This is a genomic window from Microbacterium oleivorans NBRC 103075 (assembly GCF_001552475.1).
Taxonomy (GTDB): Bacteria; Actinomycetota; Actinomycetes; order Actinomycetales; family Microbacteriaceae; genus Microbacterium; species Microbacterium oleivorans.
Map to the genome: position 1 here is coordinate 51,434 of NZ_BCRG01000004.1, position 22,793 is coordinate 74,226.

General features: G+C 66.4%; 21 protein-coding genes, 2 tRNA genes and 1 pseudogene. 17 read left to right on the forward strand and 7 right to left on the reverse strand.

The window, feature by feature from the left end; translation table 11 throughout:
- Window positions 1–459 precede the first annotated feature (459 nt).
- From MO1_RS06045 to MO1_RS06060, 4 genes are all read left to right on the forward strand, one after another.
- A complete protein-coding gene (locus tag MO1_RS06045) occupies window positions 460–1,257 on the forward strand; it encodes a metallophosphoesterase family protein (protein ID WP_060915513.1) in 798 nt (265 codons plus the stop codon).
- A 40-nt stretch (window positions 1,258–1,297) separates the two neighbouring features.
- Complete coding sequence (locus MO1_RS06050) at window positions 1,298–2,218, forward strand: hypothetical protein (protein ID WP_060915514.1); 921 nt, start codon at window positions 1,298–1,300, stop codon at window positions 2,216–2,218.
- Window positions 2,211–2,600 carry a hypothetical protein gene (locus MO1_RS06055; protein ID WP_157526372.1) on the forward strand — a complete coding sequence of 130 codons (390 nt, stop codon included), beginning with the start codon at window positions 2,211–2,213 and terminating at the stop codon, window positions 2,598–2,600. Before MO1_RS06050 ends, MO1_RS06055 begins: the two co-directional genes overlap by 8 nt.
- 309 nt (window positions 2,601–2,909) lie before the next feature.
- Entirely contained in the window at window positions 2,910–3,698 is a 789-nt protein-coding gene (locus tag MO1_RS06060; protein WP_060915516.1) for a hypothetical protein, read from the forward strand.
- 143 nt (window positions 3,699–3,841) lie between these two features.
- Here MO1_RS06060 and MO1_RS14460 read toward each other — a convergent pair whose 3' ends face one another.
- Window positions 3,842–4,402, reverse strand: a complete 561-nt coding sequence (locus tag MO1_RS14460; protein WP_167542025.1) for an RNA polymerase sigma factor — start codon at window positions 4,400–4,402, stop codon at window positions 3,842–3,844.
- Window positions 4,399–4,842 carry a hypothetical protein gene (locus MO1_RS14735; protein ID WP_060915517.1) on the reverse strand — a complete coding sequence of 148 codons (444 nt, stop codon included), beginning with the start codon at window positions 4,840–4,842 and terminating at the stop codon, window positions 4,399–4,401. The genes MO1_RS14460 and MO1_RS14735 overlap by 4 nt, the downstream gene beginning before the upstream one ends.
- A 522-nt stretch (window positions 4,843–5,364) precedes the next feature.
- Here MO1_RS14735 and MO1_RS06070 point away from each other — a divergent pair.
- The 3 genes from MO1_RS06070 to MO1_RS06080 all read left to right on the forward strand — a co-directional run bounded on the left by MO1_RS06070 (window position 5,365) and on the right by MO1_RS06080 (window position 9,879).
- On the forward strand, window positions 5,365–7,551 hold the full coding sequence (locus MO1_RS06070; protein ID WP_157526374.1) for a hypothetical protein: 2,187 nt from the start codon (window positions 5,365–5,367) through the stop codon (window positions 7,549–7,551).
- A gap of 343 nt (window positions 7,552–7,894) precedes the next feature.
- Window positions 7,895–8,758 (forward strand): sunset domain-containing protein, encoded by an 864-nt coding sequence (locus MO1_RS06075; protein WP_157526376.1) that lies wholly within the window; start codon window positions 7,895–7,897, stop codon window positions 8,756–8,758.
- Between the two features lie 152 nt (window positions 8,759–8,910).
- Window positions 8,911–9,879, forward strand: coding sequence for a hypothetical protein (locus tag MO1_RS06080; RefSeq protein ID WP_174520553.1), 969 nt, complete (start codon window positions 8,911–8,913; stop codon window positions 9,877–9,879).
- Window positions 9,880–9,891: 12 nt separating this feature from the next.
- On the opposite strand, the gene MO1_RS06085 is transcribed toward MO1_RS06080, so the two are convergent.
- Window positions 9,892–11,457 carry a phytoene desaturase family protein gene (locus tag MO1_RS06085; RefSeq protein ID WP_060915520.1) on the reverse strand — a complete coding sequence of 522 codons (1,566 nt, stop codon included), beginning with the start codon at window positions 11,455–11,457 and terminating at the stop codon, window positions 9,892–9,894.
- A gap of 31 nt (window positions 11,458–11,488) precedes the next feature.
- Between MO1_RS06085 and MO1_RS06090 the strand changes: the two genes are divergently transcribed.
- The 6 genes from MO1_RS06090 to MO1_RS06115 all read left to right on the forward strand — a co-directional run bounded on the left by MO1_RS06090 (window position 11,489) and on the right by MO1_RS06115 (window position 14,724).
- Window positions 11,489–12,277, forward strand: a complete 789-nt coding sequence (locus MO1_RS06090) for an inositol monophosphatase family protein (RefSeq protein WP_060915521.1) — start codon at window positions 11,489–11,491, stop codon at window positions 12,275–12,277.
- Window positions 12,278–12,359: 82 nt separating this feature from the next.
- Window positions 12,360–13,766 carry a M23 family metallopeptidase gene (locus MO1_RS06095; protein WP_082724380.1) on the forward strand — a complete coding sequence of 469 codons (1,407 nt, stop codon included), beginning with the start codon at window positions 12,360–12,362 and terminating at the stop codon, window positions 13,764–13,766.
- 64 nt (window positions 13,767–13,830) lie between these two features.
- Window positions 13,831–13,902: transfer RNA gene (locus MO1_RS06100), tRNA-Thr, on the forward strand.
- Between the two features lie 24 nt (window positions 13,903–13,926).
- Window positions 13,927–14,000, forward strand: a tRNA-Met gene (locus MO1_RS06105).
- A gap of 147 nt (window positions 14,001–14,147) precedes the next feature.
- Window positions 14,148–14,336 (forward strand): hypothetical protein, encoded by a 189-nt coding sequence (locus MO1_RS06110; protein WP_060915522.1) that lies wholly within the window; start codon window positions 14,148–14,150, stop codon window positions 14,334–14,336.
- A gap of 13 nt (window positions 14,337–14,349) precedes the next feature.
- Window positions 14,350–14,724: a hypothetical protein gene (locus tag MO1_RS06115; protein WP_060915523.1), complete on the forward strand. Its 375-nt coding sequence runs from the start codon at window positions 14,350–14,352 to the stop codon at window positions 14,722–14,724.
- A gap of 199 nt (window positions 14,725–14,923) precedes the next feature.
- Here MO1_RS06115 and MO1_RS06120 read toward each other — a convergent pair whose 3' ends face one another.
- Window positions 14,924–15,436 carry a hypothetical protein gene (locus MO1_RS06120; RefSeq protein ID WP_060915524.1) on the reverse strand — a complete coding sequence of 171 codons (513 nt, stop codon included), beginning with the start codon at window positions 15,434–15,436 and terminating at the stop codon, window positions 14,924–14,926.
- Window positions 15,437–15,766: 330 nt separating this feature from the next.
- On the opposite strand from MO1_RS06120, the gene MO1_RS06125 reads away from it, so the two are divergent.
- Both MO1_RS06125 and MO1_RS14465 read left to right on the forward strand, forming a co-directional pair.
- Entirely contained in the window at window positions 15,767–17,212 is a 1,446-nt protein-coding gene (locus MO1_RS06125) for an SPFH domain-containing protein (protein WP_036310095.1), read from the forward strand.
- A 79-nt stretch (window positions 17,213–17,291) separates the two neighbouring features.
- Window positions 17,292–18,186: pseudogene (locus MO1_RS14465) on the forward strand (IS5 family transposase).
- Here MO1_RS14465 and MO1_RS06140 read toward each other — a convergent pair.
- Together MO1_RS06140 and MO1_RS06145 are read right to left on the reverse strand one after the other, a co-directional pair.
- Window positions 18,158–18,847, reverse strand: a complete 690-nt coding sequence (locus MO1_RS06140) for a CatA-like O-acetyltransferase (protein ID WP_060915526.1) — start codon at window positions 18,845–18,847, stop codon at window positions 18,158–18,160. The pseudogene MO1_RS14465 and the gene MO1_RS06140 overlap by 29 nt on opposite strands.
- A gap of 114 nt (window positions 18,848–18,961) precedes the next feature.
- Window positions 18,962–19,213: a hypothetical protein gene (locus MO1_RS06145; protein ID WP_036310094.1), complete on the reverse strand. Its 252-nt coding sequence runs from the start codon at window positions 19,211–19,213 to the stop codon at window positions 18,962–18,964.
- Window positions 19,214–19,328: 115 nt separating this feature from the next.
- On the opposite strand from MO1_RS06145, the gene MO1_RS06150 reads away from it, so the two are divergent.
- Window positions 19,329–19,823, forward strand: a complete 495-nt coding sequence (locus tag MO1_RS06150; RefSeq protein WP_036310092.1) for a metallophosphoesterase family protein — start codon at window positions 19,329–19,331, stop codon at window positions 19,821–19,823.
- A gap of 67 nt (window positions 19,824–19,890) precedes the next feature.
- On the forward strand, window positions 19,891–21,507 hold the full coding sequence (locus tag MO1_RS06155; protein ID WP_060915527.1) for a DHA2 family efflux MFS transporter permease subunit: 1,617 nt from the start codon (window positions 19,891–19,893) through the stop codon (window positions 21,505–21,507).
- Here the strand turns inward: MO1_RS06155 and ligD are convergent.
- Entirely contained in the window at window positions 21,468–22,700 is a 1,233-nt protein-coding gene (gene ligD / locus MO1_RS06160) for a non-homologous end-joining DNA ligase (protein ID WP_060915528.1), read from the reverse strand. The genes MO1_RS06155 and ligD overlap by 40 nt on opposite strands.
- Between the last annotated feature and the right edge of the window lie 93 nt (window positions 22,701–22,793).

The following is a 22,793-nucleotide window of genomic DNA, read 5'->3' on the forward strand; positions in this document are numbered from 1 at the left end:
AGCTGATTCCTCGACATCATTGTCACCGCAACGCTAGGCCGAACTGTCTGCTGCTCCAGGTGAGCATCAAGATCAGCCGACGCGGTCAGCCCCGGTTTCGTCAGCTCGAGCAGGCAGAGAGTGCTCGCCGAACGGACAGCACCTCGCACAGGGTCTAGCGCGATACTCAGCACCTCGTTGCGCGTGGCTCAACCGAGCCAGGCCAAAGTCTCACTGCACCTCAGCATTCTGTGTGGTGAACGGCAGGTCGGCTTTTCGCGAACGGCTGATGCATAGCTGCGCGAGCCAGGTCGTTCGCGGCGGTGTAGGCGTGCCCCTGGCCCGCGATCTTCGACCGCCTTCACATCTGTATGGCTCACAGCATTGCCATTCGCCCACGTTCAGGCGTTGCGCCGTGCCGATTGCTCAGGCAGAATCCCGGTATACCGGGATCGAAGTCTGGGTTGACTGGAGGTCAGGGTGAAGACGTACGCGACGGCAGACGTGTGGGAGCTCGGGGTGCCCCGGGTCGCTGTGGCTGGTGACTTCCATGGGTCGGTGTCGTGGCTGCGGAACGTCATGCGAACAGTCCGGTCCGAGGCGCCAGACGTGACGACGATCCTCCAGCTCGGGGACTGGTGGATGGACCTGGATGCATCGGACGAGCTCGCGTCCGAGTTCGGCATCAAGAGTGTGGGGGTGGTTCCGGGCAATCACGACCCATATCCCGCGTTCCAGCCTCTGCTCGACGCGAACCCGGGGCAGGCCGTTCAGGTGAGCGAGTCCACGTGGATATTTCCCAGACCGTTCCGCATGCGGGGCTTGGGGAGGGAAATTCTTGCATTCGGGGGCGCGACGTCGGTGGACCGGTACTGGCGGACGCCGGCCGAGTGGTTCCCCGAGGAGACCATCACTGACGAGCAGGTGGCGGCGGCGATCGCTGGCGGCCCAGCCGACATCATGTTGACGCACGAGAGTCCCGCTGGCTCCCCGGTGAAAGTGGTCCGACAAATTCTCCGCACGAACCCGCATGGGTTCCCTCGAGAGTCGATCATCGAGTCAGCCGCGTCACGCGTTCGACTCGGCAAAGTCTGGGACGCCGTGCGCCCCGACCTGCTCTGCAACGGGCATATGCACGCCGCGGGCGCTGGTCAGGCCGAGGACGGGCGTCGGGTGATCTCGTTCGGATGCAATGAGCAGGAGGGTAGCCTCGGCATCCTTGACCTGAGGGACCTCTCCGTTGAGTTCCCATCCCTCAAGACCATCCGTGGCTGGTGAGGCGTCGACGATGGTGAGTGGCTCCCGGTATCGGCCGGTCGTGGCGATCGAGGTGTCCGGACTGCTGACTTCACATGCCAACGGACCCGATGGCAACCCGCTGTTCCCGAACAACGTCGTTGCTGAGGTGGAGTTCTCCGAACAGAGGTGGCCTCGAACACTCGTTGAACCGGAGTGGGATGAGCGCGGCCGGAGCATCAAGGCGTATTGCTTCAATCGGCCGGGCGTTGAGTGGGTGAAGGCGATGGTCGCCCGGGGCTACGAGGTGGTCTGGAGCTCGGTCTGGCTGGAGCATGTCGACACGTATTTCGGTGCGCGCCTCGGCCTCCCACGCTTCGAGAACGTCTACGACCCTTCCATGGCCGCGATGACCTCTGACGCGGATGCTCATATCGCGCCCCTCGCGAGACGGTACCCGGGAAGGCCCATCCTGCTCACCTTGGACGACCCGGCTCCTGAAGGTGGAGGCGCGCTTGGACTGGCTCGTCATCCTCGCGATCGGTCAATCTCTATGGTCACCGCGTTCCCATGGTTTGCCACCGCGATGCCCGAGGACCTCGCCGAGATGACGCAGTGGCTTGAGATGACGACGACTTTGGAGGGCCAGAGGGAGCTCGCCCGCCTCCGCCAGCACCACAAACGGCGCGGCAGGGATCACATGAGAGCGATGCGCGCGCGAGTACTCCACGGTGAAGAACACCCTTGGATGGACGTCGGCCGGCGCCCGACCGAAGAGGACCGTCTCGCCGCGAGCAGCGGCCTCAGTGCCGATCAGATCGTGACGTACAACGTGATCACCGAAGTCCTCCGGCAGGGACTCGGAGGCCGTATCGACGAATGGTTCGTGATCGACCTGCTTCGGAACCGTGACATCATCGGAGCCGTCAAGCGGAGCGTCGACCGCGCCAAGAAGTCTGCGGTTGAACGCAGCGACGATGACCAGCAGAGCAGCGATGACTGAACCGTCGGGCGCGAACCCGTGGGCGAAGGTCGTCGGCCCGTGTTACATAGCCGAGTCGCTGCAACGGGAGCTTGGCATGACGCCGTCGGAGCTCGCGGCTGCCGTGCGCGAACTGCGGGTTCTCCGTCTCAGCACCTCGGACGGTGTCGATCTGTACCCGGCCTTCCAGACTCGAGCGGGCCATGTTGTCCCGGGCCTTGAAGCAGTCCTACAGGAGCTCGCGAACGGTCCTCAGGCTCCGTGGATGTGGGCGCAATGGCTCAACGCGCCGATCATGCGACCGGGCGGAGTGTCTCGCCGGCGCATCGAAGAGCTCGCCGCCGGGAACGCTGCAGCAATAGTCCGAGAAGCACGCAACACGGCGGCGGCCTGGTCGTCATGACGCACAGCCGTGGACCACGCGAAGGCGTTCGCCGGAGCGACCCTCGCAACATCGAGCCAGGCGCGCCCGCGTCCACGCGGCTAGCCCCGGTCACGACTCCCACAGTAGGACAGCACGCTCGCGGGAGACAGCCCGCGAGGACGATGACGCGCGGAGGGGCGAAATGACAAAAATGAAATACGGTTCGGAGTCCTGCCGCGCGGCTGGCGAAGGCGGCACCCGACTGTGAACGTCCAGAGGTTCCGGCCGGTGGTTGCGATCGACCTCGACGGCGTGCTCCGGATACCTCCGACTCGCGAAGGAAGTCCCGTGCGCGAGGGCATCATCTCAGCGCAGATCACATTCCGACGCGACGCCTACCCCACCCTGCATCACTCTCAGCCACACTGGGACGAATGCGGCGAGTTCACCGACGAGGACGGGGAAGAGTTCTCGGGCGTAGGAGTGGCCTGGGTCCACGACCTCATCCGCCGCAGCGTCGAGGTGGTGTGGGCCACGACGTGGCAAGACCACGCCAACACCTACTTCAGTCCCATCCTCGGGTTCCCAAAACTGCCCGTCGCGATCGTCGACAACGGTTCTTCCTTCCGCGACCCGTCGGAATGGAAAATCGCGCAACTCGGCGAGGATCCGCGCTGGGCAGGACGCCCGCTGGCATGGGTGGACGACGATATCCCGCCCGGCTGGGACCTAGAACGCACCCGCTGCCCCAGGGACAAGGCCATCACGCTGTCGCACCGCGTCGCGTCATCCTGGCGCGGACTCGTACAGCGGGACGTCGACCACCTCGACGCTTGGCTCGCCCTTGCGTCTACGCCCGACGGGCAGGCGGAGCTCCGCCGCCGTCGCAGGGCAGAGCTACAGCTCGCTGCCACTCGCCGGAGACGCCAACGTCAACGTGCCGACAGAGCGGAACGCTGCGAAGCCGCACTCAACCTCCTCCTCCCGGAGCACCCCGAGCTCGCGAGGGTGCTCGCGAGGTTCGCCGGCAGACCATCGGCAGAGACGATCACGAGGATCACTGCCAAACACGACCTCGACGAGTTAGCCGTCCGCAGCATCATGGTGATCCTGACTTCCTTCGAGACGATCGAATGACTGGCAAACCAAAAGGCGGGCCGCACGAGGCCGAGCCTCTTGGCGATACGGGTGGGCCCCTGCTGAAGGGAGCGTGATCTGGTCGGGCAGGTCACGCGGTCGGCGGCTCCGCAGGGAGAACGTCAGGGCACCTTCTTGTCAGACTACGTTTCGACATCGGCCCGGGCTTTCGGAGCGTTTGGCGGTTTGAGAGCGCCATACTCGGCGAGCTGAGAGGCAAGGAGTTGTTTTGCTCGGCTGTAGCGGGTTCGGGCGGTCGAGGGGTTCAATTTCAAAAGCGTGGCGGCATCGCTAACGGTAAATCCGTCCCAGTGCACCAAGACCACCAGCTCGCGATCGGCAGGGCGCAGAGCGCGCAGAGCCTGATGGACTCGCCTTACTCGTTCACTCAGTTCCACCGAGTGCTCAGGATCGGCCGAAGCGGTGTCCGTGCCGTCAATCTCGAGACGGATCGCCTCAAGAAGGCGCTTTTGCTGGGTCAGGCGCCGCCGATGCTGCCGCAGGACATTTCGGGCCACTCCGAACGACCACATCCTTGCCTCCACCGGATTCGCCGGAACCGCGCTGCGACGCTCCCAGATGATCGAGAGTGTTTCGTTCAGCAACTCTGCCCGCTCGGTCGCGGAGCGCCTTGAGATGTAACGCAAGAGATCAGCGCCGTTGCTCTCGACGACGGTGGTGGCCCAATCTTCAGGATTGCTCACCGAAAAGGTCCTGAGCACGTGTCGGTGCTGCGCCACTGCTCAGCGACTCCTTGGAGATCAGCGGGCAGCCGGCGCTCGACTATTGGAACGATCGCTAGTTGGAATGACATGATGTCGCGGGCGCGTTGAGAACGGTCTTCCCAAGTCTCGCCCGCGCGAGGCTCGCGAGGGTTCGCCATGGCGTAATCGTAGATCTCTTGGCCGATACCGTCCCATATGGTCGAGGCGAGTGCGTCCGCAACCCGCACTACCGATCCGGAGCGCTCGGCTGGCCCAACGTAGAGGCTGTACGTGCATTCCACGAGTTCCCCTGACAACGTTTCGTAGACGATCGGGATCTGTGCGTCGGGTTGGACGGAGGTTCGTTCCTCTCCGAGGCCCAGGAAGAACGGGGTCGCGGCCGCTGCGCCGGTGGTGGCGATCGCGACGGCAATGCCCACCGGCAAGAGGATCCGGCGCCGAGCTCGTCGAGGACGCCGAACACCAGAATTGGATCGTTCCTGCGCTCTCTCCCACATAGCTCGGGCCACTGGAGTGAGTGTCGTAGTGTCGAGGCCGCGCGCCGGGTCGGCTGCTTTCAGCGTTTCGTCAAAGTTCTCCACGATACGGTCCTCTCAAAATGCCGCGTTCGCACGCTCCTACCCCTTACATGCCGTCTGGCTACGAAGTGTCCCAAATTCGTTGGTTCAAGGCGGACATCCCGCACCCGTCGATGCGACGCTCGCGCATGAGTTGGCAGTGGATTGGAGGCTGGAGTGTCAGACGAACTCGAGATCAGCGGCTGAACTCGAGACGGCATTTCGGCTACCAGCGCATTCTTCTACCTCGGGCAGGACCGTTTCAGCTTCGCGCTGGGGAACGCAGAAGCACGCGAGCTCCGTTCCGCTCTCGCGAACAACCAGTCTGCTGTCCTTGCCGATCTCGCCGACGCGGCCCACTCAGCCGGCGCCGAGGCAGTCGCGTTGTTCCGAGAGCTTTTGATATCGGTCCTACGTGAACTCGAAGACCCCGAGATCGCAAACGCCGCATCGGCCGTTATCCAGGCCGCACCATCCACTAAGGCACTTCAGGACCAGGATGTCGCCCGCGCGGTGGCTGCCGCCGCTAACCGACGGCCCGAGGCTGTTGCTGATGTCGCTGGTGCCCTCGTGCTTGCCGAGTCCGCTGTTGCGGAGGATTCGAGGATCCTGGCCCGACTCGTCTTGGAAGTCTCCGAGCGCGACGACGAGGCAATTCTGTGGGCCGCTCGTGCGCAGATCCGCGCCGTGCTCGGCGACGAGGCATTCTCATCCTGGGCGCAAGGGCGAATCGCGCAGGTGGAATCTTGGAGCGACATCGACCGCTGGACCCGGGCTGATCTAGGTGATGCCTTTGCCGTAGGCCTTCTCGGACGCGCCGTTGAGCTGGCTGCAAACCCAGGTGAGACCGCTGTGGCGAACGAAGACGACTTCGCGAATGTGTTTGCGATCACTTCCCAGGTGTCGGAACCGGTCCCGGTGCCCGACATGAAGGCACTCCGCGCTGCGATTGAAGTAGGGGCGGACACTCTCGAATCGGCGATCGCGCTTGAATGTGCTCGCGCATACACGTTCACGGATGAGCAGCTCGCTGACCTCCTGCAATCGGCAACCACTGCTCAGAAGTCACTCGATGACGATGCGGAGCCCGCACGCGAGATGCAGGACGGCCTCGCGGCGGTCACGATCCGGATGGCCTCCCAGAATCCGAAGTTCGGATATTGGAAGGGTACCTCCACCCCTCATTCTGCTGCCAGCGTCGGATCGTCTTTGATTGCTGGGTGGGTGGATTCCGACGCGTATCCAGCATCTCTAGCTCTTCCGGTCCTCACCGCAATGGTCACCCGAGGGGCGAAGGCCCATAGCTCCCTCGCCAAAGCCCTCATCGACGATTGGATTCGGCACCCTGGCGGCAACGATACGGAGGACGTCCCCCGCGGGGAGACGGTTCGCAGTATGTCCGCGCTTCTTCCACAGATGGAAGACTCTGCGTCCATCGCTGTTGTATCGTCCTGGGTTGCTGCGCTTGGAGACCAGGACACGCGAGCGTTCGTCGCAGGTCTCGCCCCGCATATCTTGACGGCGGGGGCGCCAACTGACTGGGGCGACAAGGCGATGGCGGAGCTTGTACCGCTGTTCCAACGCTCCATCGATTACAGCGCCGACGCTACAGAAGCGGCAGCCCTCCTTATGGCGACCGGGCGCGTCTCCCTCGACTGCGAGCGTGAGTTGCTTAACGCGCTCGGAGCGATCCTTCCTTACGGCGGGGCGCACCGGGTGCGAGCACTGACCTCACTTTCCCAGCTGCCGTGGTCGAAAGAATTGTCACCCGCGGTAGTCACGACGGTCACGCCATACGTTGAGGAGGCGCCCGAAGCGGTCTACTGGGCGTTGTTCGACCTCTTCGACAGCCGCGGACTCGTGGATTCAAACCTCACCGCGCACGTTGACGTCCTCCTTGAGGATGCTGAGCCGACGGAAGCAATGAAGACACGCGCCAACCCGTTGTCCCGCGTGCTTTCGCTCGAAAATGCGATGGAGCTCGCGCTATCCGCCGAATCGGAAGACGCGATGACCGCTGTCGCTACCCGTACGCTCGACCTAAGCGAAGCGGACCCGGCTGTCGCTGGATTGCTGCACAAGATTGCTGTCTTGCAACCGCCAGTTCCGGCGCGATCGTCGTTCGCCTATGCGCTCGCGGCGGCCGACTACGACGTCTACGCGAGCGCCGTTCGTCTCCTGCTTGCCGACACTCTCGACGTCGGAGGGGCGGGCGATCAGCATTTGTGGGCGTTCATCACGATTCCGCTCCGGGCGGCCGAACGTGCGGAGGTTTGGGCGGAGGTCGAGTCGAGGCTGACTTCCTCCGCACAGGAAGCGTCAGCCGCAGCCATCGTTCTTGCAGCGACGGGTGCCGATGACGAGCTCGACCAAATCGTGGCGAAGAACATCGGGAAGGTGATGCTCTACTGGATCTCCGATGAGCCCGCTGCAGAAGTCGCTGCGGCCTTGGCGGCTTCTGTGCGCGGAGGAAAGAGGTCGCGCTCTGCGGCGCGCAGCCCGGCTGCCCGAAACTGGCGGGTTAGTGAGAAGAAGGCCGCGGCAGCGGCCGCCCTGAAAGCTTTGCGCTGAGCAGAGCCGCGGTAGGAACCGCTATGCCAGAGGATTATCTCCTCGGCCTCGGAGGATTGAGATCCGCTGCACGCGAAACTCCCGCGGAAACCGTGGTCCTCTGGAGAAGTTCGAACAACCCACCACGGACGAAAAAAGGCCCGGACGTTGACAAGATCAACATCCGGGCCTTTCGCTGTCTGCTGACATTGTTCGTAGCCCGCCAGCGCGGTCGCCGCAATTATGAGAACGCTCTCATATTTGATCGGAACGACGCTATGTTCTTCCTATGCGCGGCTTCCTCTCGATGCGCCAGACCGTTCTGGCGGCCCTCCTCATCTCGGTCCTCACAGTGTCAGGAGGCATGTCTGACGCAAGCCCGGCGGAGGCGGCGAACAACCGCGTCACGATCGGGAAGATCGCTACGAAGACGGCGCCCTATGGCGGCAAGGTCAAGATCGTCCCCCACGTGACACAGCTGGGGCAGACCGAGGTGTCGAAGAAGACGCTCACCGTGCGCCAGGGCAAGCGAACGCTCGTGAGTGGGAAGAGCTCAGCATCGCTGAACCCGGGCAAGTACCAGGTCACCCAGTCGGTCACGTATCGGACCTACACGGTCAAGAAGACCACCGCCGACGTTCGGAAGGTCGTCGTCGGGGCCCCGGCATTTCGGGACGTGAATGTCCGTTGCAAGGCGGCGCGGGTCACTCCCGACGATCAAGGCGACGTAAAGCTGTCCTTCGGTCTGAGCATCATTGCTACGTGTAAGTCATCGGCGTTTGATGGATCTCACTCCTTCGCCGGGTGGCTCATGAACGATAACGGTGACGGCTCGCTGTGGTCAGGGTTCAATGATTCGAACCTCGATGAACTCACGGTGCGGGGCACGCCGGTCGTCGGGCGGGAGTTCGCTGCTGTCCTGGTTCCCGAGGGCGATCTGCCGAAGACGACCTATGTGAAGAAGACGACGTCGAAAAAGGTCTACTCGGCCCACAAGACCGTCACGTCGAAGGCGCAGACCCTCACGATCAAACAGGGGAAGAAGCCTGCTTGGGTCTGGGGAAACGGCGGTTACGACTGCCCTAAGGGATTCCCGATCAAGGGGAACGCCGACAGCGGCATCTATCACGTTCGCGGTGGCGCGTACTACAGCCGGACGATCCCCGAGCAGTGCTTCGCGACGGATTCCGCCGCGCGCGCCCAGGGCTATCGCAAGTCAAAGCGTTAGGAGCGTGGGGAACCGGCGGCGCACTGACCGTCGGTTCCGTTCACTTCGCCGCTCCTCCCGCAACCCCTGTGGACTTTCCCGCCCAGGGCGGGGCGGTCTGACAGGATGGGTGCCGAGGGCGGGGGGAAGCCCCCGCCGAAGGGATGCCGAAAATGAGCGAACCGACCACCGCCCCGAGTACGAACAAGATCTTCCGAGCCGCCATCTGGGTCGCGATCGGCGCGCTGATCGCCGCCGCGATCGTCTGCGTCGTGTGGGTGCTGATCGGCGACTCGAACGGCATCGTGGGTCGTGCGTTCCTGACGATCCTGCTCCTCGCCGCTTTCGCCGGGGTCTCGATCCTCGAGGCATCCCTCGCTGATCGCCGCCCGGCGTGGTTCGCACTGGCGAGCATCGTCTCGTGGGTCATCGCCCTCATCGTGGGCGTCTTCATGGTGTGGATGCCCGAAGAAGCAGGTCAGTACGGAGTCGGCGCCGAGCGCTTCTTCAAATACATCGTCATCCTGCTCGTCCTGCAGGGGGCGCTCCTCCACATCCGTCTGTACGCGAAGTCGTTCTCGCGTCACCAGACGACGTTCACGAGCATCGTCGCCTACGTCACGATGGGTCTCGTCGTCATCCTCGCGTTCATGCTGATCATCCCGCTCATGCTGAGCGAGTTCATCGAGTTCCGCGACATCTACTGGAAGGTCGTCGTGTCGGTGACGATCCTCGCGGCCGTCGGTACCGCCCTCGTCCCCCTCTTCAACGCGCTGTTCGCGCCGAAGAAGGAACGTCCGCAGGTCTCCTCGTACGGTGCGCAGTCGTACGGCGCCTATCCGCAGGTGGATGCCGCACCCGCGGCCCCCGTCCAGGCCTGGCCGACCTTCGTCGACGGCCGGACGCCCCTGCCCGTCATGCCCGACGGCAGCCCGGACTGGAACGCGTACTACACGGGCCAGCCGAGCTACCCGCAGCAGCCGTTCGGAGCCACCGCACCTGAGGCCCCGTCGGCCCCGGGTGACGCCCCCGTGCCGTCGGCACCGCCGGTCCCGGGTGACGCCGTGCAGCCCGATCAGCCTGTGCCGCCGGTTCCGCCCCTCCCGGGCACCCCCGACGTCCCGCCGCCGCCGCGCTACTGACGCTCGGGCGGGTCAGGCGGAGAGGATCTCCAGCGCCGCCATCGCGGCGTTGTGACCACCGATCCCGCTGACCGCTCCGCCGCGTCGGGCGCTCGATCCGCACAGCAGCACACCCTCGACACCGCTCGAGACTCCCCACCGTTCGGCGGGGGTCTCGAGCGGTTCGTCGTTCGTCGCCCAAGGCCACGACAGGTCGCCGTGGAAGATGTCGCCGCCGACCATACCCAGATCGCGCTCGAGGTCGCCCGTCGTGCGGGCCTCGATGCACGGCGACCCATCCGGTGCGCGGAGGACGACGTCTGCGATCGGCTCGGCCAGCACCGAGTTCACCGACCGTTCCGCCGCGTCCCACAGCGCCGCCCGGTCGGCGGTTCCGTTCGCCACCAGTCGATGCGGCACGTGCAGTCCGAACAGCGTCAGCGTCTGCGCTCCCGAATCGCGCAGCTCGGGTCCGAGGATCGACGGGTCCGTGAGCGAGTGGCAGTAGATCTCAGCCGGCAACGGATCCGGGATGGCGCCGCCCGCCGCGCGGTCGTAGGCGGCATCCAACTGGGACAGCGTTTCGTTGATGTGGAACGTGCCCGCGAAGGCCGCCCAAGGGTCGACCTCCGTGTCGCGGAGGCGCGGCAGTCGGGAGAGCAGCATGTTGACCTTGATCTGCGCTCCCTCCGGCTGCGGCACGTCCGCGCCCACCGCGCCGCCGGCACGCAGGAGTCGGTTGAGCACGGCCGCACCGACGCCGCTCATCACGACGCGGGCGCCGAGCCGCTCGCCGCCAGCGATCTCGACCTCGCCGTCGGGAGTCATCGCGACCACCTCCGCATCGGTACGGATCTCGGCGCCGGCGGCGCGCGCCGCACGCTCGAGTTCGCCGCTGACCGCACCCATCCCCCCGACGGGGACATCCCAGTCCCCGGTCCCGCCACCGATCACGTGATACAGGAAACAGCGGTTCTGGCGGAGGGAGGTGTCGTCCGACCGTGCGAAGGTGCCGATCAGCCCATCGGTGAAGGCAATGCCGCGGGCGACATCGGTGTCGAAGGAGTCGCGCATGAGCGATCCGAGCGGCTGCCGCGTCACGGCATCCCACAGGGCGTCGTCACCGGTCGCTGAGCGGACCTCGGCCTCGCGCCGCAGTGGCGCCGTCACCGTCGGGAACAGGGTCGCGCCGAGCGGAGCCAGCCGCTCGTAGAACTCCGCGAACCGCGCCGCCTCGCGGTCGTCGCCGGTCGCTCGGGCGAAGCTCGCGGCGGTGGCGGCGGCATCCGCGTTGTCGATCAGGATGCCGCGGTCCGGGGCATCCGGCAGGGGCGTGTACGACGAGTAACGGCGGCGCTCGAGGCGGATCCGCAGGCCGAGGTCGTCGATCACGGTGCGCGGCAGAAGGCTCACGAGATAGGAGTACCGCGACAGCCGCGCGTCGACTCCTGGCCACGGCCGTTCTGACACCGCGGCGCCGCCGACGTGTGCCCGGCGTTCGAGCACCGTGACGGTGCGCCCCGCGCGAGCGAGGTAGGCGGCGGCGACGAGGGCGTTATGCCCTCCGCCCACGATGACGACGTCGCGGATGGCGCTCATGGTGCTCAACCTAGCGGCGTACCGTGGAGGGATGGATGCCGCTGCGCTCGCCGACCTCGCCCTCGACATCGCCCGTGAAGCCGGTGAGCTCGCGCTTCGACGCAGGCAGGAGGGTGTCTCGATCGCCGCTACGAAGTCCGTGATCGCCGACATCGTCACCGAAGCCGACCGTGAGGTCGAGGAACTCATCCGTGGGCGGCTGAGTTCCGAGCGACCCGATGACGGCTTCCTCGGCGAGGAGTCCGGCGCCGAGCGGGGCACCTCCGAGATCACATGGGTCGTCGATCCCATCGACGGCACGGTGAACTACTCGTACGGGATGCCGCACTACGCCGTCAGCATCGCGGCCGTCACCGGCGAGCCCACCCCGCCGACGTGGACCGCGCTCGCCGGTGTCGTCCACAACCCGGCTGTCGGTGAGACCTTCCACGCGATCCGCGACGGCGGGGCGTGGATGGGGGAGCACCGGCTCACGGTCTCGAGCGTCGGCGAGGCCGGAGGGCTCGTGGCGACCGGGTTCGGCTACGACCCGAAGCACCACGAGGAGGACCTTGCACGCGTCGCCGCCGTCATGCCGCTGCTCCGCGACCTGCGCCGTGCGGGAGCAGCCTCGCTCGACCTCGCGTACGTCGCGGCGGGCAGGCTCGACGGCTACTTCGAACGCGGTCTGCACCCGTGGGATCACGCCGCGGGAGCGCTGCTCGTGACCGAAGCGGGCGGTCTCATCACAGGCTCACCCGACGGGTTCCCGGGGCGGGACATGACGATCGCCGCCGGTCCGGACCTGTTCGCCCGGCTGACCGCGACGATCGGATTGTGAACGGACATCCCATTCCCAGCCCCGTTCGTGTAGCGTGGTTATCTGATCGTTACCTTCGCTGCCCGAGCGGAGGATTTTCCTGATGAGTCCGCGGCCCCGCCGCTCTACCCGAGAGCCCGCACGTTTGACTTTCGAGATCCCCCCGACTGACGCGCCCGCAGCGCGCCGCGATCGGCGACCCGCCACGTCCGGCACCACGCCGTTGACCCGTGCGGAGCTCCGACGCCGAGCCGCTCACACCGCGGCCACGAGCGACGTCGAGACCGCCGCTGTGCAGGCCGTCGCCGCCATGGGTGAGGTCATCGCACTGGTCCAGGCCGCCGAAACCCCGTCGCCGCGCCGACGCCGCACCCGTGATGCGGCGGCCACCGAGACGATCGCGACCGAGACCCTGGTCGCCGAGGTCGCACCCGCATCCATCGCCGAGTCCGTTGTCGCAGAGGCAACAGCCGGCACCCTTCCGCTTCGCCGTCGGTCCCGCGCGGCGGCTGCCGCCGCGCCGGTTGCCGATGCCGCACCCGTCCGCGAGTTCCTCGACGAGACGATCGTTCTCCCTTCCGCCGGGTCCACCCACGCGACGGCGCACGAGGCCGGGCCGAGCGTCGACGAGTTCGAGCTCGCGGCCAAGGCCTTCTCTTTCACCGGCGAGACTCCGATCCAGGTGGCCCGCGCTGCTGTCGAGGCAGAAGAACGCGCGACGCCGACCACGCGCGTCCGCATGGCCGATCAGGCGCCTCGTCCTCGGCGTGGCCGGATCGTGTTCAAGCGGCTGGCCGCGGCATCCTTCTCCGTCAGCGTCGTCGGTGTCGTCGGGCTACTCGCCATCGGGACGACCACCCCCGTCGCGGCGGTCGGTGCGTTCGGACAGGAAGTGCGCGGCGACATGATGCTCGCCAGCGACACCACCGACGCCGCCTCTCCCGAGATCCAGGCGTACGTCGCCGGGTCGACCGTCGCCGCCAGCGACCTCGCGCGCTCCGACGAGTACGACATCGAGTCGATGTCCGACGTCGCGGCGGACTCCGGCGTGACGAAGTTCGCCGGCACCTGGGTGAACGACGCGACCGCCGACGTCCAGTGGCCGTTCCCCGTCGGCGTGCCGATCTCGGCTCAGTTCGGCTCGGTGTCGTACATGTCGAAATTCTCACGGCCGCACCACGGCACCGACTTCACCCCGGGCCGCGGCGCTGAGGTTCACGCCGTCGCCGGAGGAACCGTTCGCATCGCGACCGAAGCCGGCGGCGACTACGGCGTCACCGTCGTGCTCGACCACATCATCGACGGCAAGCTCGTTTCGACTCGCTACGGCCACATGGAGTACGGCTCGCTCCGCGTCTCGCCCGGCGAGACGGTCAAGGCCGGCGAGGTCATCGGTCTCGTCGGGAGCACGGGCAAGTCGACGGGCCCTCACCTGCACCTCGAGGTGCTCCTCGGTGGCACGACGCGTATCGACCCGCTCCCGTGGTTGAAGGAGCACACCCGGGGCTGACCCGGTTACAGAGGGATGCCGCGACTCTGGTATCCTCGTCTAGTTGCCCGGTTGCGGGTGGCACGCCCCGATAGCTCAGTGGTAGAGCACTTCCATGGTAAGGAAGGGGTCGTCAGTTCAATCCTGACTCGGGGCTCGCAGCATCCTTCAGATGCGCCACGGCGGGGTAGCTCAGCTGGTCAGAGCGCACGACTCATAATCGTGAGGTCGCGGGTTCAAGCCCCGCTCCCGCTACGCAAAACCCCTGGGCTCCACCCCGGGGGTTTTGTCTTTTCCGGTCCCGGATCAACCCATCACAGGCCGAGTGCAGCCAATGGTGTAGCCGATGACGGCCGCCGAGGTCTCGTGCGCTGGCGCGCGCGGGCAGATTGGCTCGCGGGCATGGACGCCGCAGAACTCATCTTGGCTCTCGTGCTCGCGGTGCTCGTCAACGTCGTGATCCTCTGCTTCGTGATCGAGGCAGCCGTGAAGAACGCCCTCGCGGACGACCGCGTCTTCCAGTCGAAGGTCCGCGCCCCGCGCGACGCGTCCCCGATACAGAGCAGGCGCGTAGGGGGTCGCCCGACGTGAAAGGATCTTGACCATGCTCGATGGTGTCATCACGATCGCAGGTGAACTGCTGAACATGGCGGTCACCGGCATCCTGTCCCGCGACCGGGAGCGCACCGTCCACTCCACCCTCCGCCTCACAGACGGGGAGGCTAACGGTCTCGTCCTCGACGAACCGGTCGAGGGTGACGCTGTCGTCTCCTGCCAGCGCATCCGGCTCGACGCCGTGGACCTGACAAATGTCGAGGTGGTCTGGAACTCGCAGAACGTGCGCGACCCGGCGCTCACCGCTTACATCGCAGAGGGCGCCGCGGTCCTGATCATCCGCATCGACGGTGGCGTCGCCGAATGGACCGTCCCCGCCGGTCGGGTGGGCGCCGTCGGGAAGTGGCTCACTGCTCGGGAGTGACCCTCGCGCGCACGCGGGCGGGGTGCCACGATGACTCATGAGTTACGACGACAGCCTCCGCGCGATGGTCGAACGAACGAAAGAGAACACGATCGCGCAGGCGATGATCGACGTCGAGCGAGAACATCAGATCAAGGTTGCCCCTTGGCGCCGGAGCAAGGCTGCCTCCTACTCTTCACCGCTCCGCCCCGTGAGTGCGTCAGATGTCGCCACTCGGCGGCCGCGCTACAGTACGCGGTCGGGATTGCCGACGCTTGTTGTGCCCTCGGCGAGAGCCGAAAGCAACTAGGCGCCCGATTGCCGTACAGATCCCGCACACGGCCGCGCCGAGGAGGATGACAGGTTCGAAGAAGGGGCTCCTGGCGGGGGAGAGGGCAACGAAGATCAGCCACAGCACGCCCACGGACGCCACCGCGCCGAGGACCCAGAACGTTGCCACATGCGCGAGCATGCCGGGCACGCGGCGCATCCGCCGTCCCACCAAATAGGACACGGGTGCTCCCAGGCAGACGAGCACGAAGGTGGCGGCAATCATCGCGATCGCGATGAACACGGCGAGCTGCTCTCCGCCCTCGGAAACTCCAAAAGCAGTGGTCTGAACGACCCAGAACGCCGTGATGAAGACAGCGGCGGACGCCCATGTCGCGAGGGTGTAGACGACGTTGTCACGCCCGTCGAACGGAGTGACCACCGGGCGAAGTTCGTCTTTCATGGGCGTCCTACGGTCGGTATCTGCGGTGAATGCGTGGGGCGGGGTCGGGGCCGCAGTCGCGTGTTCCACCCTGTGGCGAATCGAGTGACCCGCGGGCTGCACGCAAGCTCGCCTTCCCCCAGGGCTCATCCTGGCAGACGGGTCGGCTTGCGGGCATAGCCGGACGTGGCCGCCTCGTGGGGGCGTCATCATCGTTGGCTGCATAACTCGCCCATGGTGTACGTTTCGATCACCGTTCCCGATCCGTGATCGCATCGACCGCCACCGACGTCGCCATCGTCCACAGCTCTTGTGCACGCCCGCCGGCGGGGCCTCAAAGAAAGCCCGCTCTTGGACTTCACCATCATCATCGTCGTCGCGGTCGCTGTCGTCGTTCTGCTGTTCATCCTCGGCATCGGCCTCCTCCTCTTCCGCGCCTGGTACCAAGTGCCGCAGAGCGACGAGGCCATCGTCGTCGTCGGAAAGAAGCAGCGGGGCTCCGACGGGACGACCTCGAACATGACCGTCATCACGGGCGGCGGCGCCTTCGTCAACAAGCTGACTCAGCGGTCCGACAAGATCTCGCTCCGCTCCCGCCAGATCAAGATGGAGCCGACAGCACAGACGACCCACGGCGTGACGCTGCACGTGGCCGGCGTCGCGCTCGTCAAGATCGGTTCCCAGCCCGACCAGGTGCGTGCCGCCGCCGAGCGGTTCGCGTCGCAGGACCAGGCCATCGACACGTTCACGACCGAACAGCTCGAGGGTGCGCTCCGTGGCGTCGTCGCGATGCTCTCCGTCGAAGAGGTCATGAAGGACCGCCAGAAGCTGAGCGACCAGATCGCCGAAGGCGTCAAAGGCGACCTCCTGGCTCAGGGTCTCGTCTTGGACTCGTTCGCGATCCAGGGAATCAACGACACCAATGGGTACATCGAGGCGCTCGGTGCCGCCGAGGTCGAGCGCGTCCGCCGTGAAGCAGAGGTCGCCCGCATCAACGCGGCCCGCGAGGTGAAGGCGCGCCAGATCGCGACCGACGAGGCGAACCTCATCGAACAGACCGCCCTAGACAAGAACAAGGCCTCTGCGAAAAGCGAGGTCGGCCGTGCGAACGCGGAGGCCGAGCAGGCTGAGCACCTTGCCCGGGCGGAGCGTGAGCAGGCCGTCCTCGTGCAGAAGGCTGAGAACAAGCAGGCCACCCTCGACGCCGAGGTCAAGAAGGTCGCCGACGCCAACAAGTACAAGGCGCAGACCGAAGCTGACGCGAACGCCTACACGCGCCAGAAGCAGGCCGAGACCGACCGCGCCGTCGAGCAGCAGAAGGCAGACGCCGACGCCTACAAAGTGCAGCGTGAGGCTGACGCCCGCCAGGCATCCGCATCTGCTGAAGCTGCCGCCACTCTCGCCAAAGCCGAGGCCGAAGCGCAGGCTCGCCGCGCGACGGCCGAGGCTGAGGCCGACGCCATCCGTGCGACCGGTGAGGCCAAGGCTGCTGCCATCCAGGCAGAGGCCGAGGCTCTGCAGGAGAACCTGGAGGCGGTCCTCACCCGCGAGGTCGTCTCGAAGCTCCCCGACATGGTTGCGTCGTTCTCGTCCGGCTATGCCAGCGTCGGCAAGATCACCCTCATCGGTGGCGACACCGCCGCGACCCACATCGCGCGTGAGCAGTCGCAGAGCCTCGCGGCCACGTTCGACGCGGTCAAGAGTACGACCGGCCTGGACATCGCCGCGCTGGTCCAGGGTCAGGCGCTCGGCCGCGGTATCGCCGACGGCGCGAAGCCCGACGTCACGGTCGACTGACGCTCGCGCCCGAAGAATCGCCCACCGCTAGGCCGTGTTGATCAAGTGGTTCCGCCACTGGTTGGGTGAGTCTTGAACGGTGACGCGGCAGGAGATCTCTGACGAGGTGTGGTCGGTTACGGAAGCGTTGATGCCGACGGTGACAGGGCGGTCGCGGCCGTGGACAGATCATCGACTCGCTCTCGAGGGGATGGCGTGGAAGTACCGCACCGGGGCGCCGTGGCGGGACGTGCCAGAGCGATTCGGGAAGTGGAACTCGATCTACAAGCGGTTCAATCGGTGGGCTGAGGATGGCACCTGGACGAAGCTGCTTGCCGAGGTGCAGAAGCAGGCCGACGCTGCCGGGAAGATCGACTGGGTTGTCTCGATCGACTCGACCATCGCGCGCGTGCATCAGCACGGTGCGACCCTAAAGAGGGACACAGGGGGCTCTGTCGAATCACAAGACTCCGTGGTTCGAGCCGCCTGATCACGGCATCGGCCGCTCCCGTGGCGGGCTGACGACCAAGCTGCACCTGGTCTGTGACGGCCGCGGCAGACCGCTGGGGATGATGGTTACCGGCGGGAATGTCAACGACACGACGATGATGACCGCGGTACTCAAGGACATCTGCGTGCCCCGCGCCGGGAAGGGCAGACCCCGCACCCGTCCCGATCGGGTGCTCGCCGACAAGGGATACCCGTCGAAGGCGAATCGCGCATGGCTCCGCGATCGCGGGATCGCCGCGACGATTCCTGAGCGGGACGATCAGATCGCGCACCGTCGCAAGAAGCCGGGCCGGCCGATCGACTTCGGCGACCAGCAAAAGACCCGCTACCGCGGCCGGAACGTCGTCGAGCGCTGCTTCAATCGGCTCAAGCAGTGGCGCGGCATCGCGCTGCGCTCAGACAAGACCGCACGCAGTTACCGCGCCGCGATCACCCTCGCCGCCACGCTGATCTGGATCAAGACTGACTTGATCGGTACGGCCTAAGGGCTGAGCGCTCCACCCATTCCGGTATCGCCATCAGTTCCCGGATGTCGTTGACGAGCCGCGCCGTGTGGAACCCGTCGGCCGAGGCGTGGTGCACCTGGACGGCCAGCGGCATGAACGTGCGCCCGCCGCGTTCGACGTGCCGGCCGATCGTAAAAATGGGCAGCAGATGCCGGGTGCCACCGTCGATCTGGAGCGAGAACCCGGTGAAGTGCGTCCACGGCACGCTCGAGACGTCGAATACGTCGGGCGGTAGCTCGCCCCGCGGGAACATTGTGGTCGCGGATGCAGCATCCGCGACCACCTCGGCAGTGCGCTCGTGGAAAGTGACGAAGTCCATGTCGTACTGCGACCAAACCACGGCGAACGTTTCGCGCTCCGCGTTGAACACGGTGAACGCTGGATGCACTACGGGCCACGTGGCGGGCGCGCCATCCTCGGTGAGCGCCATCCGGAACTCACGGCGACGATTCACAACGTTCGCGATCGCCCAGATCTGCGCGAGGTATGTCTTGCGCCCTGTGCGTCGCAGCGCAGCGAGGAGCTGAGTCACGTCGATCTCGACGGTGATGGCGTAGGTGCACGGCACCCGCTCGCGGTAGTACTCGAACGTCTCGCGGCGCGTCCACGTTTCGAGGTCGATCGGTTCGGGCAGGATCATTCACCCATCCTCGCAGCACCTCGCGACGCGCCACCGTTCAACATCCGCCAAGAAGTCCCCGAACCTCTTGATCAACACGACCTAGGCGCCCGCGTCGGCGCGGGTAACGCCCAGTCAGACGTCGATGGGGGAGAGGTCGCCCTCGCCCTCCTCGCCGAGCTCGACGATCACCGGGTCCTCGCCCTGCGACTCCGGCTGGATGTCGGTCGCGGCATATGTCTCTTCGACCTCGTCCGCCTCGCTGGGCGCGAAGCCCTCGAACTCGGCGTCCGCCTCGGCGGTATCTCCCACCGTGGTGTCTTCGGTGGGTGCGTCACTCGGGTCGAGCCGGATGCCGTCATCGATCGGGTTCTCGGGGGTGCTCATGAGGTTCCTTCCATCGGGTTCTCGCCGCCCGTGGGGGCGTGGTCTCAAGCTTCACCCACGTGGGCGCCCCGCGCAGGGGCTGTTCCCGCTTGGCCCGCTGGGCTACCCTTCCGCGGTGACCACGCGACTGCTCCTGATCTCCGACACGCACATCCCCGGTCGGGCGAGACGACTTCCCGATGCGGTGCTGCGAGAGGCGGATGCCGCCGACCTCATCGTCCATGCGGGGGACTGGGTCGCGGCATCCGTTCTCGACGACCTTCGTGAGCACGGGGACGTGCTCGGTGTGTACGGCAACAACGACGGCGACGATCTGCGTGGGCTGCTGCCCGAGATCGCCCGGCGCGAGATCGACGGAGTCCGCGTCGCGGTCGTGCACGAGACCGGGCAGAAGCTGCGGCGCGAGGAACGCATGGATGCCGCGTTCCCCGACACGGATCTCCTCGTCTTCGGCCACAGCCACATCCCGTGGGACACGATGACCCCGCGCGGGATGCGGCTACTCAACCCTGGCTCCCCGACGGATCGGCGGCGTCAGCCCGACCACACACTGATGACGGTCGACGTAGCGGACGGCGGCATCCGTTCCGTGAAACTCCACAGCCTCTGACGGGTTGCACCACGTCGCCGGAGGAGTACTATCGCTGTCGGATTGCTAGAAAAGCGAGGTAAATCTCATGGCGAAGGACTCCCGGCGGTGGCTCGGCCTCGTCTTCATTAGCATCGCGGTGTCGCTCATCATCGTCGACTCGACGATCGTGAACGTCGCGGTGCCCTCGATCGTCGAAGAGCTGAAGATCAGCTCGACCCAGGTCCAGTGGGTGCAGGAGGTCTACACGCTCGTCTTCGCATCGCTCCTGCTCCTGTTCGGCGCCTTGGCCGACCGCTTCGGTCGACGCCGGGTGATGCTCCTCGGAGTCTCGATCTTCGCGGCATCCTCTGTGCTCGCGAGCTTCGCGTCGACCGGCGAGCTGCTGATCCTTGCCCGGTTCGCCCAGGGTGTAGGCGGCGCCATGATCCTGCCGACGACGCTCTCCCTCATCAACTCGACCTTCCGCGGGCGTGAGCGCGGCATCGCCTTCGCTGTCTGGGGCTCGACCATCGGCGGCATGGCGGCGGTCGGCCCGCTTCTGGGCGGCTGGCTGACGACGGCCTTCTCGTGGCGTTGGGCGTTCGGCATCAACATCCCGCTCGGCATCATCATCGTGATCGGCGTGCTGCTGACGGTTTCCGAATCGCGCGAAGCGCGTCGCCGCTCGATCGACGTCGTCGGCGCGCTGCTGTCGATCGTCCTGTTCGGTTCGCTCGTGTTCGGCCTGATCGAAGGCCGCACGTTCGGCTGGTGGACGGCGGAGGACGGTCTCACGATCGGCGGCTGGACCTGGCCCCTCTCGATCTCCCCGATCCCCTTCGCCTTCGGCGTCACGCTGATCGCGCTCATCCTCTTCATCTGGTGGGGGCTCCGCCGGGCGCAGCGGGGCAAGGATCCGCTCATTGAGTTCTCGCTCCTGAGCATCTCCTCGTTCCGCAACGGCAACGTCGCCGCCCTCGTGGTCTCGCTCGGCGAGTTCGGCCTCATCCTCGCCCTGCCGCTCTGGCTGCAGTTCGTCCTCGGATTCGACGCCCTGCAGGTCGGCTTCCTCCTCCTCGCCCTCGCCGCAGGATCCTTCGTCGCGAGCGGCGCCGCGGGTGCCTTCAGCGGCAGGATCTCGCCGGTTGTCGTCGTCCGTGCCGGCATCCTCGCGGAGATCATCGGCATCGCGTGGGCCGGCTTCATCATCGGACCGGATGCCGCCTGGGGATGGCTCGTCCCGGCGCTCGCCATCTACGGCTTCGGCGTCGGACTCGCGACCGCTCAGCTCACAGGCGTCATCTTGCAGGACGTCCCCGTCGAAAAGTCCGGTCAGGGCTCCGGCATCCAGTCGACTGCGCGGCAGGTCGGGTCGGCGCTCGGCGTCGCGATCCTCGGCACCGTGCTGTTCACGACGACGGGAAGCGTCCTCTCATCGTCCCTCGACGACGCCGGCCTTCCCGCGCCCGCGGCCGACAAGGTGGTGACGGCCGTCGTGGACTCCGCGGGTGCCGCAATCGCCGGCTTCGACGCGAATCCGGCTGACGCGCAGATTGCGGATGCCGCGCGCACCGCCTTCTCCGACGGCACCCGGGCCTCGGCCCTGACCGCGGCGGGCTTCTTGGTCATCGGTCTGGGCGCGAGCTTCGCGCTCGGCTCCGGCAAGCGCCGAGACGAGGACGCTCAGGAGTCGCGTGCCGAGGAGCGCGTCCACGGGTCGTAATCGACCTCGAGCGGCTCTTGCGGCGGCCGATCGGGCTCGGGGACGTGCTGAAGGTTCACACGCACGCGGTACCAGAGCGAGCTCGAGCCGCGCATGCCATCGACGAGCACGTCGGCGGGGGAGAGGAGGCTGACGACCTCGGGATGCCGCTTCTTCCACGTATCGAGCCCCGCGAGTGCCTCGCCCTTCGTCGCGGCTCGGGAGATCTCGATGAGCGGCATCGTCGACTGACGGCGACCGGACGCGTCACCGCCACGCGGAGCGCGGTCAGCCGGCCCCAGACGTCCGGCCAGCGCGAGCAGACGATCGAGTGAACCCGGAGCATCGTCGATGCCGGCGTGCGGGTCGCCGCGCTCGGCGAAGCGAGTGGGGACGGTGAGCACCGTGAAAGCCTCCGGCCGGATCTCCCGCAGCTCTTCCCATTCGACGGGAGTCGAGACCCGCGCATCCGGGAGCGGCCTCACAGAGTAGGCCGATGCGACCGTGCGGTCTTTCGCGTTCTGGTTGAAGTCGACGAAGACGCTCTCGCCGCGCTCCTCCTTCCACCAGTGCGCCGTCGCGAGGCCCGGCGCGCGGTTCTCCACCTCGCGGGCGAGCGCCTGCGCGGCCAGCCGGATCTGCGGGTAGTCGTGAGCCCGATCGGTGCGGACGAGAATGTGGATGCCGCGTGATCCGGAGGTCTTCGGCCATCCGACCAGCCCCACATCGGCGAGCACGTCGCGGGCGACGAAGGCGACGTCCACGATCTGCGACCACTCCACGCCGGGCATCGGGTCGAGGTCGATGCGGAGCTCATCGGGGTGGTCGAGGTCGTCCGCGCGAACGGGATGCGGGTTGAGGTCGAGGCATCCGAGCCCCACCGCCCAGACGAGACCTGCGGCATCCCGAATCACCGCTTCTTCGGCACTCGTCCCGGAGGCGTACTGCAGGGTTGCCGACGAGACGAAGGCGGGTCGATTCTCGGGCACGCGCTTTTGGAAGAAGGCTTCCTGGTCGATCCCCTTCACGAACCGTTTGAGCACCATCGGACGATCGGCGACGCCGCGGACGGCGCCTTCGGCGACCGCGAGGTAGTACTCGGCGAGGTCGCGCTTCGTGAGTCCCGGTTGGGGGAAGACCACCTTGTCGGGGCTCGACAGGCGCACCTCGTGCTCGCCGACCTCGAGGATCGCCGCATCGTCCTTCTTCGCCATGGGCCCGGTCTACCGCGGCGGGTCGCGCGGCGCCACGGGGTTGCGCCGCCGCGGGGAAACTACGATCGGAGGGTCCCGCCCGGCATCCTTCTC

Excerpts from the sequence above, each read along its gene's own strand:
- MO1_RS06155 (WP_060915527.1), top strand. The coding sequence starts at position 19,891 with ATGGCGAAGGACTCCCGGCGGTGGCTCGGCCTCGTCTTCATTAGCATC.
- MO1_RS06140 (WP_060915526.1), bottom strand. The coding sequence starts at position 18,847 with ATGATCCTGCCCGAACCGATCGACCTCGAAACGTGGACGCGCCGCGAG.
- MO1_RS06085 (WP_060915520.1), bottom strand. The coding sequence starts at position 11,457 with ATGAGCGCCATCCGCGACGTCGTCATCGTGGGCGGAGGGCATAACGCC.
- ligD (WP_060915528.1), bottom strand. The coding sequence starts at position 22,700 with ATGGCGAAGAAGGACGATGCGGCGATCCTCGAGGTCGGCGAGCACGAG.
- MO1_RS06095 (WP_082724380.1), top strand. The coding sequence starts at position 12,360 with ATGAGTCCGCGGCCCCGCCGCTCTACCCGAGAGCCCGCACGTTTGACT.
- MO1_RS06075 (WP_157526376.1), top strand. The coding sequence starts at position 7,895 with ATGTCTGACGCAAGCCCGGCGGAGGCGGCGAACAACCGCGTCACGATC.
- MO1_RS06145 (WP_036310094.1), bottom strand. The coding sequence starts at position 19,213 with ATGAGCACCCCCGAGAACCCGATCGATGACGGCATCCGGCTCGACCCG.
- MO1_RS06110 (WP_060915522.1), top strand. The coding sequence starts at position 14,148 with ATGGACGCCGCAGAACTCATCTTGGCTCTCGTGCTCGCGGTGCTCGTC.
- MO1_RS06120 (WP_060915524.1), bottom strand. The coding sequence starts at position 15,436 with ATGAAAGACGAACTTCGCCCGGTGGTCACTCCGTTCGACGGGCGTGAC.
- MO1_RS06115 (WP_060915523.1), top strand. The coding sequence starts at position 14,350 with ATGCTCGATGGTGTCATCACGATCGCAGGTGAACTGCTGAACATGGCG.
- MO1_RS06055 (WP_157526372.1), top strand. The coding sequence starts at position 2,211 with ATGACTGAACCGTCGGGCGCGAACCCGTGGGCGAAGGTCGTCGGCCCG.
- MO1_RS06080 (WP_174520553.1), top strand. The coding sequence starts at position 8,911 with ATGAGCGAACCGACCACCGCCCCGAGTACGAACAAGATCTTCCGAGCC.
- MO1_RS06090 (WP_060915521.1), top strand. The coding sequence starts at position 11,489 with ATGGATGCCGCTGCGCTCGCCGACCTCGCCCTCGACATCGCCCGTGAA.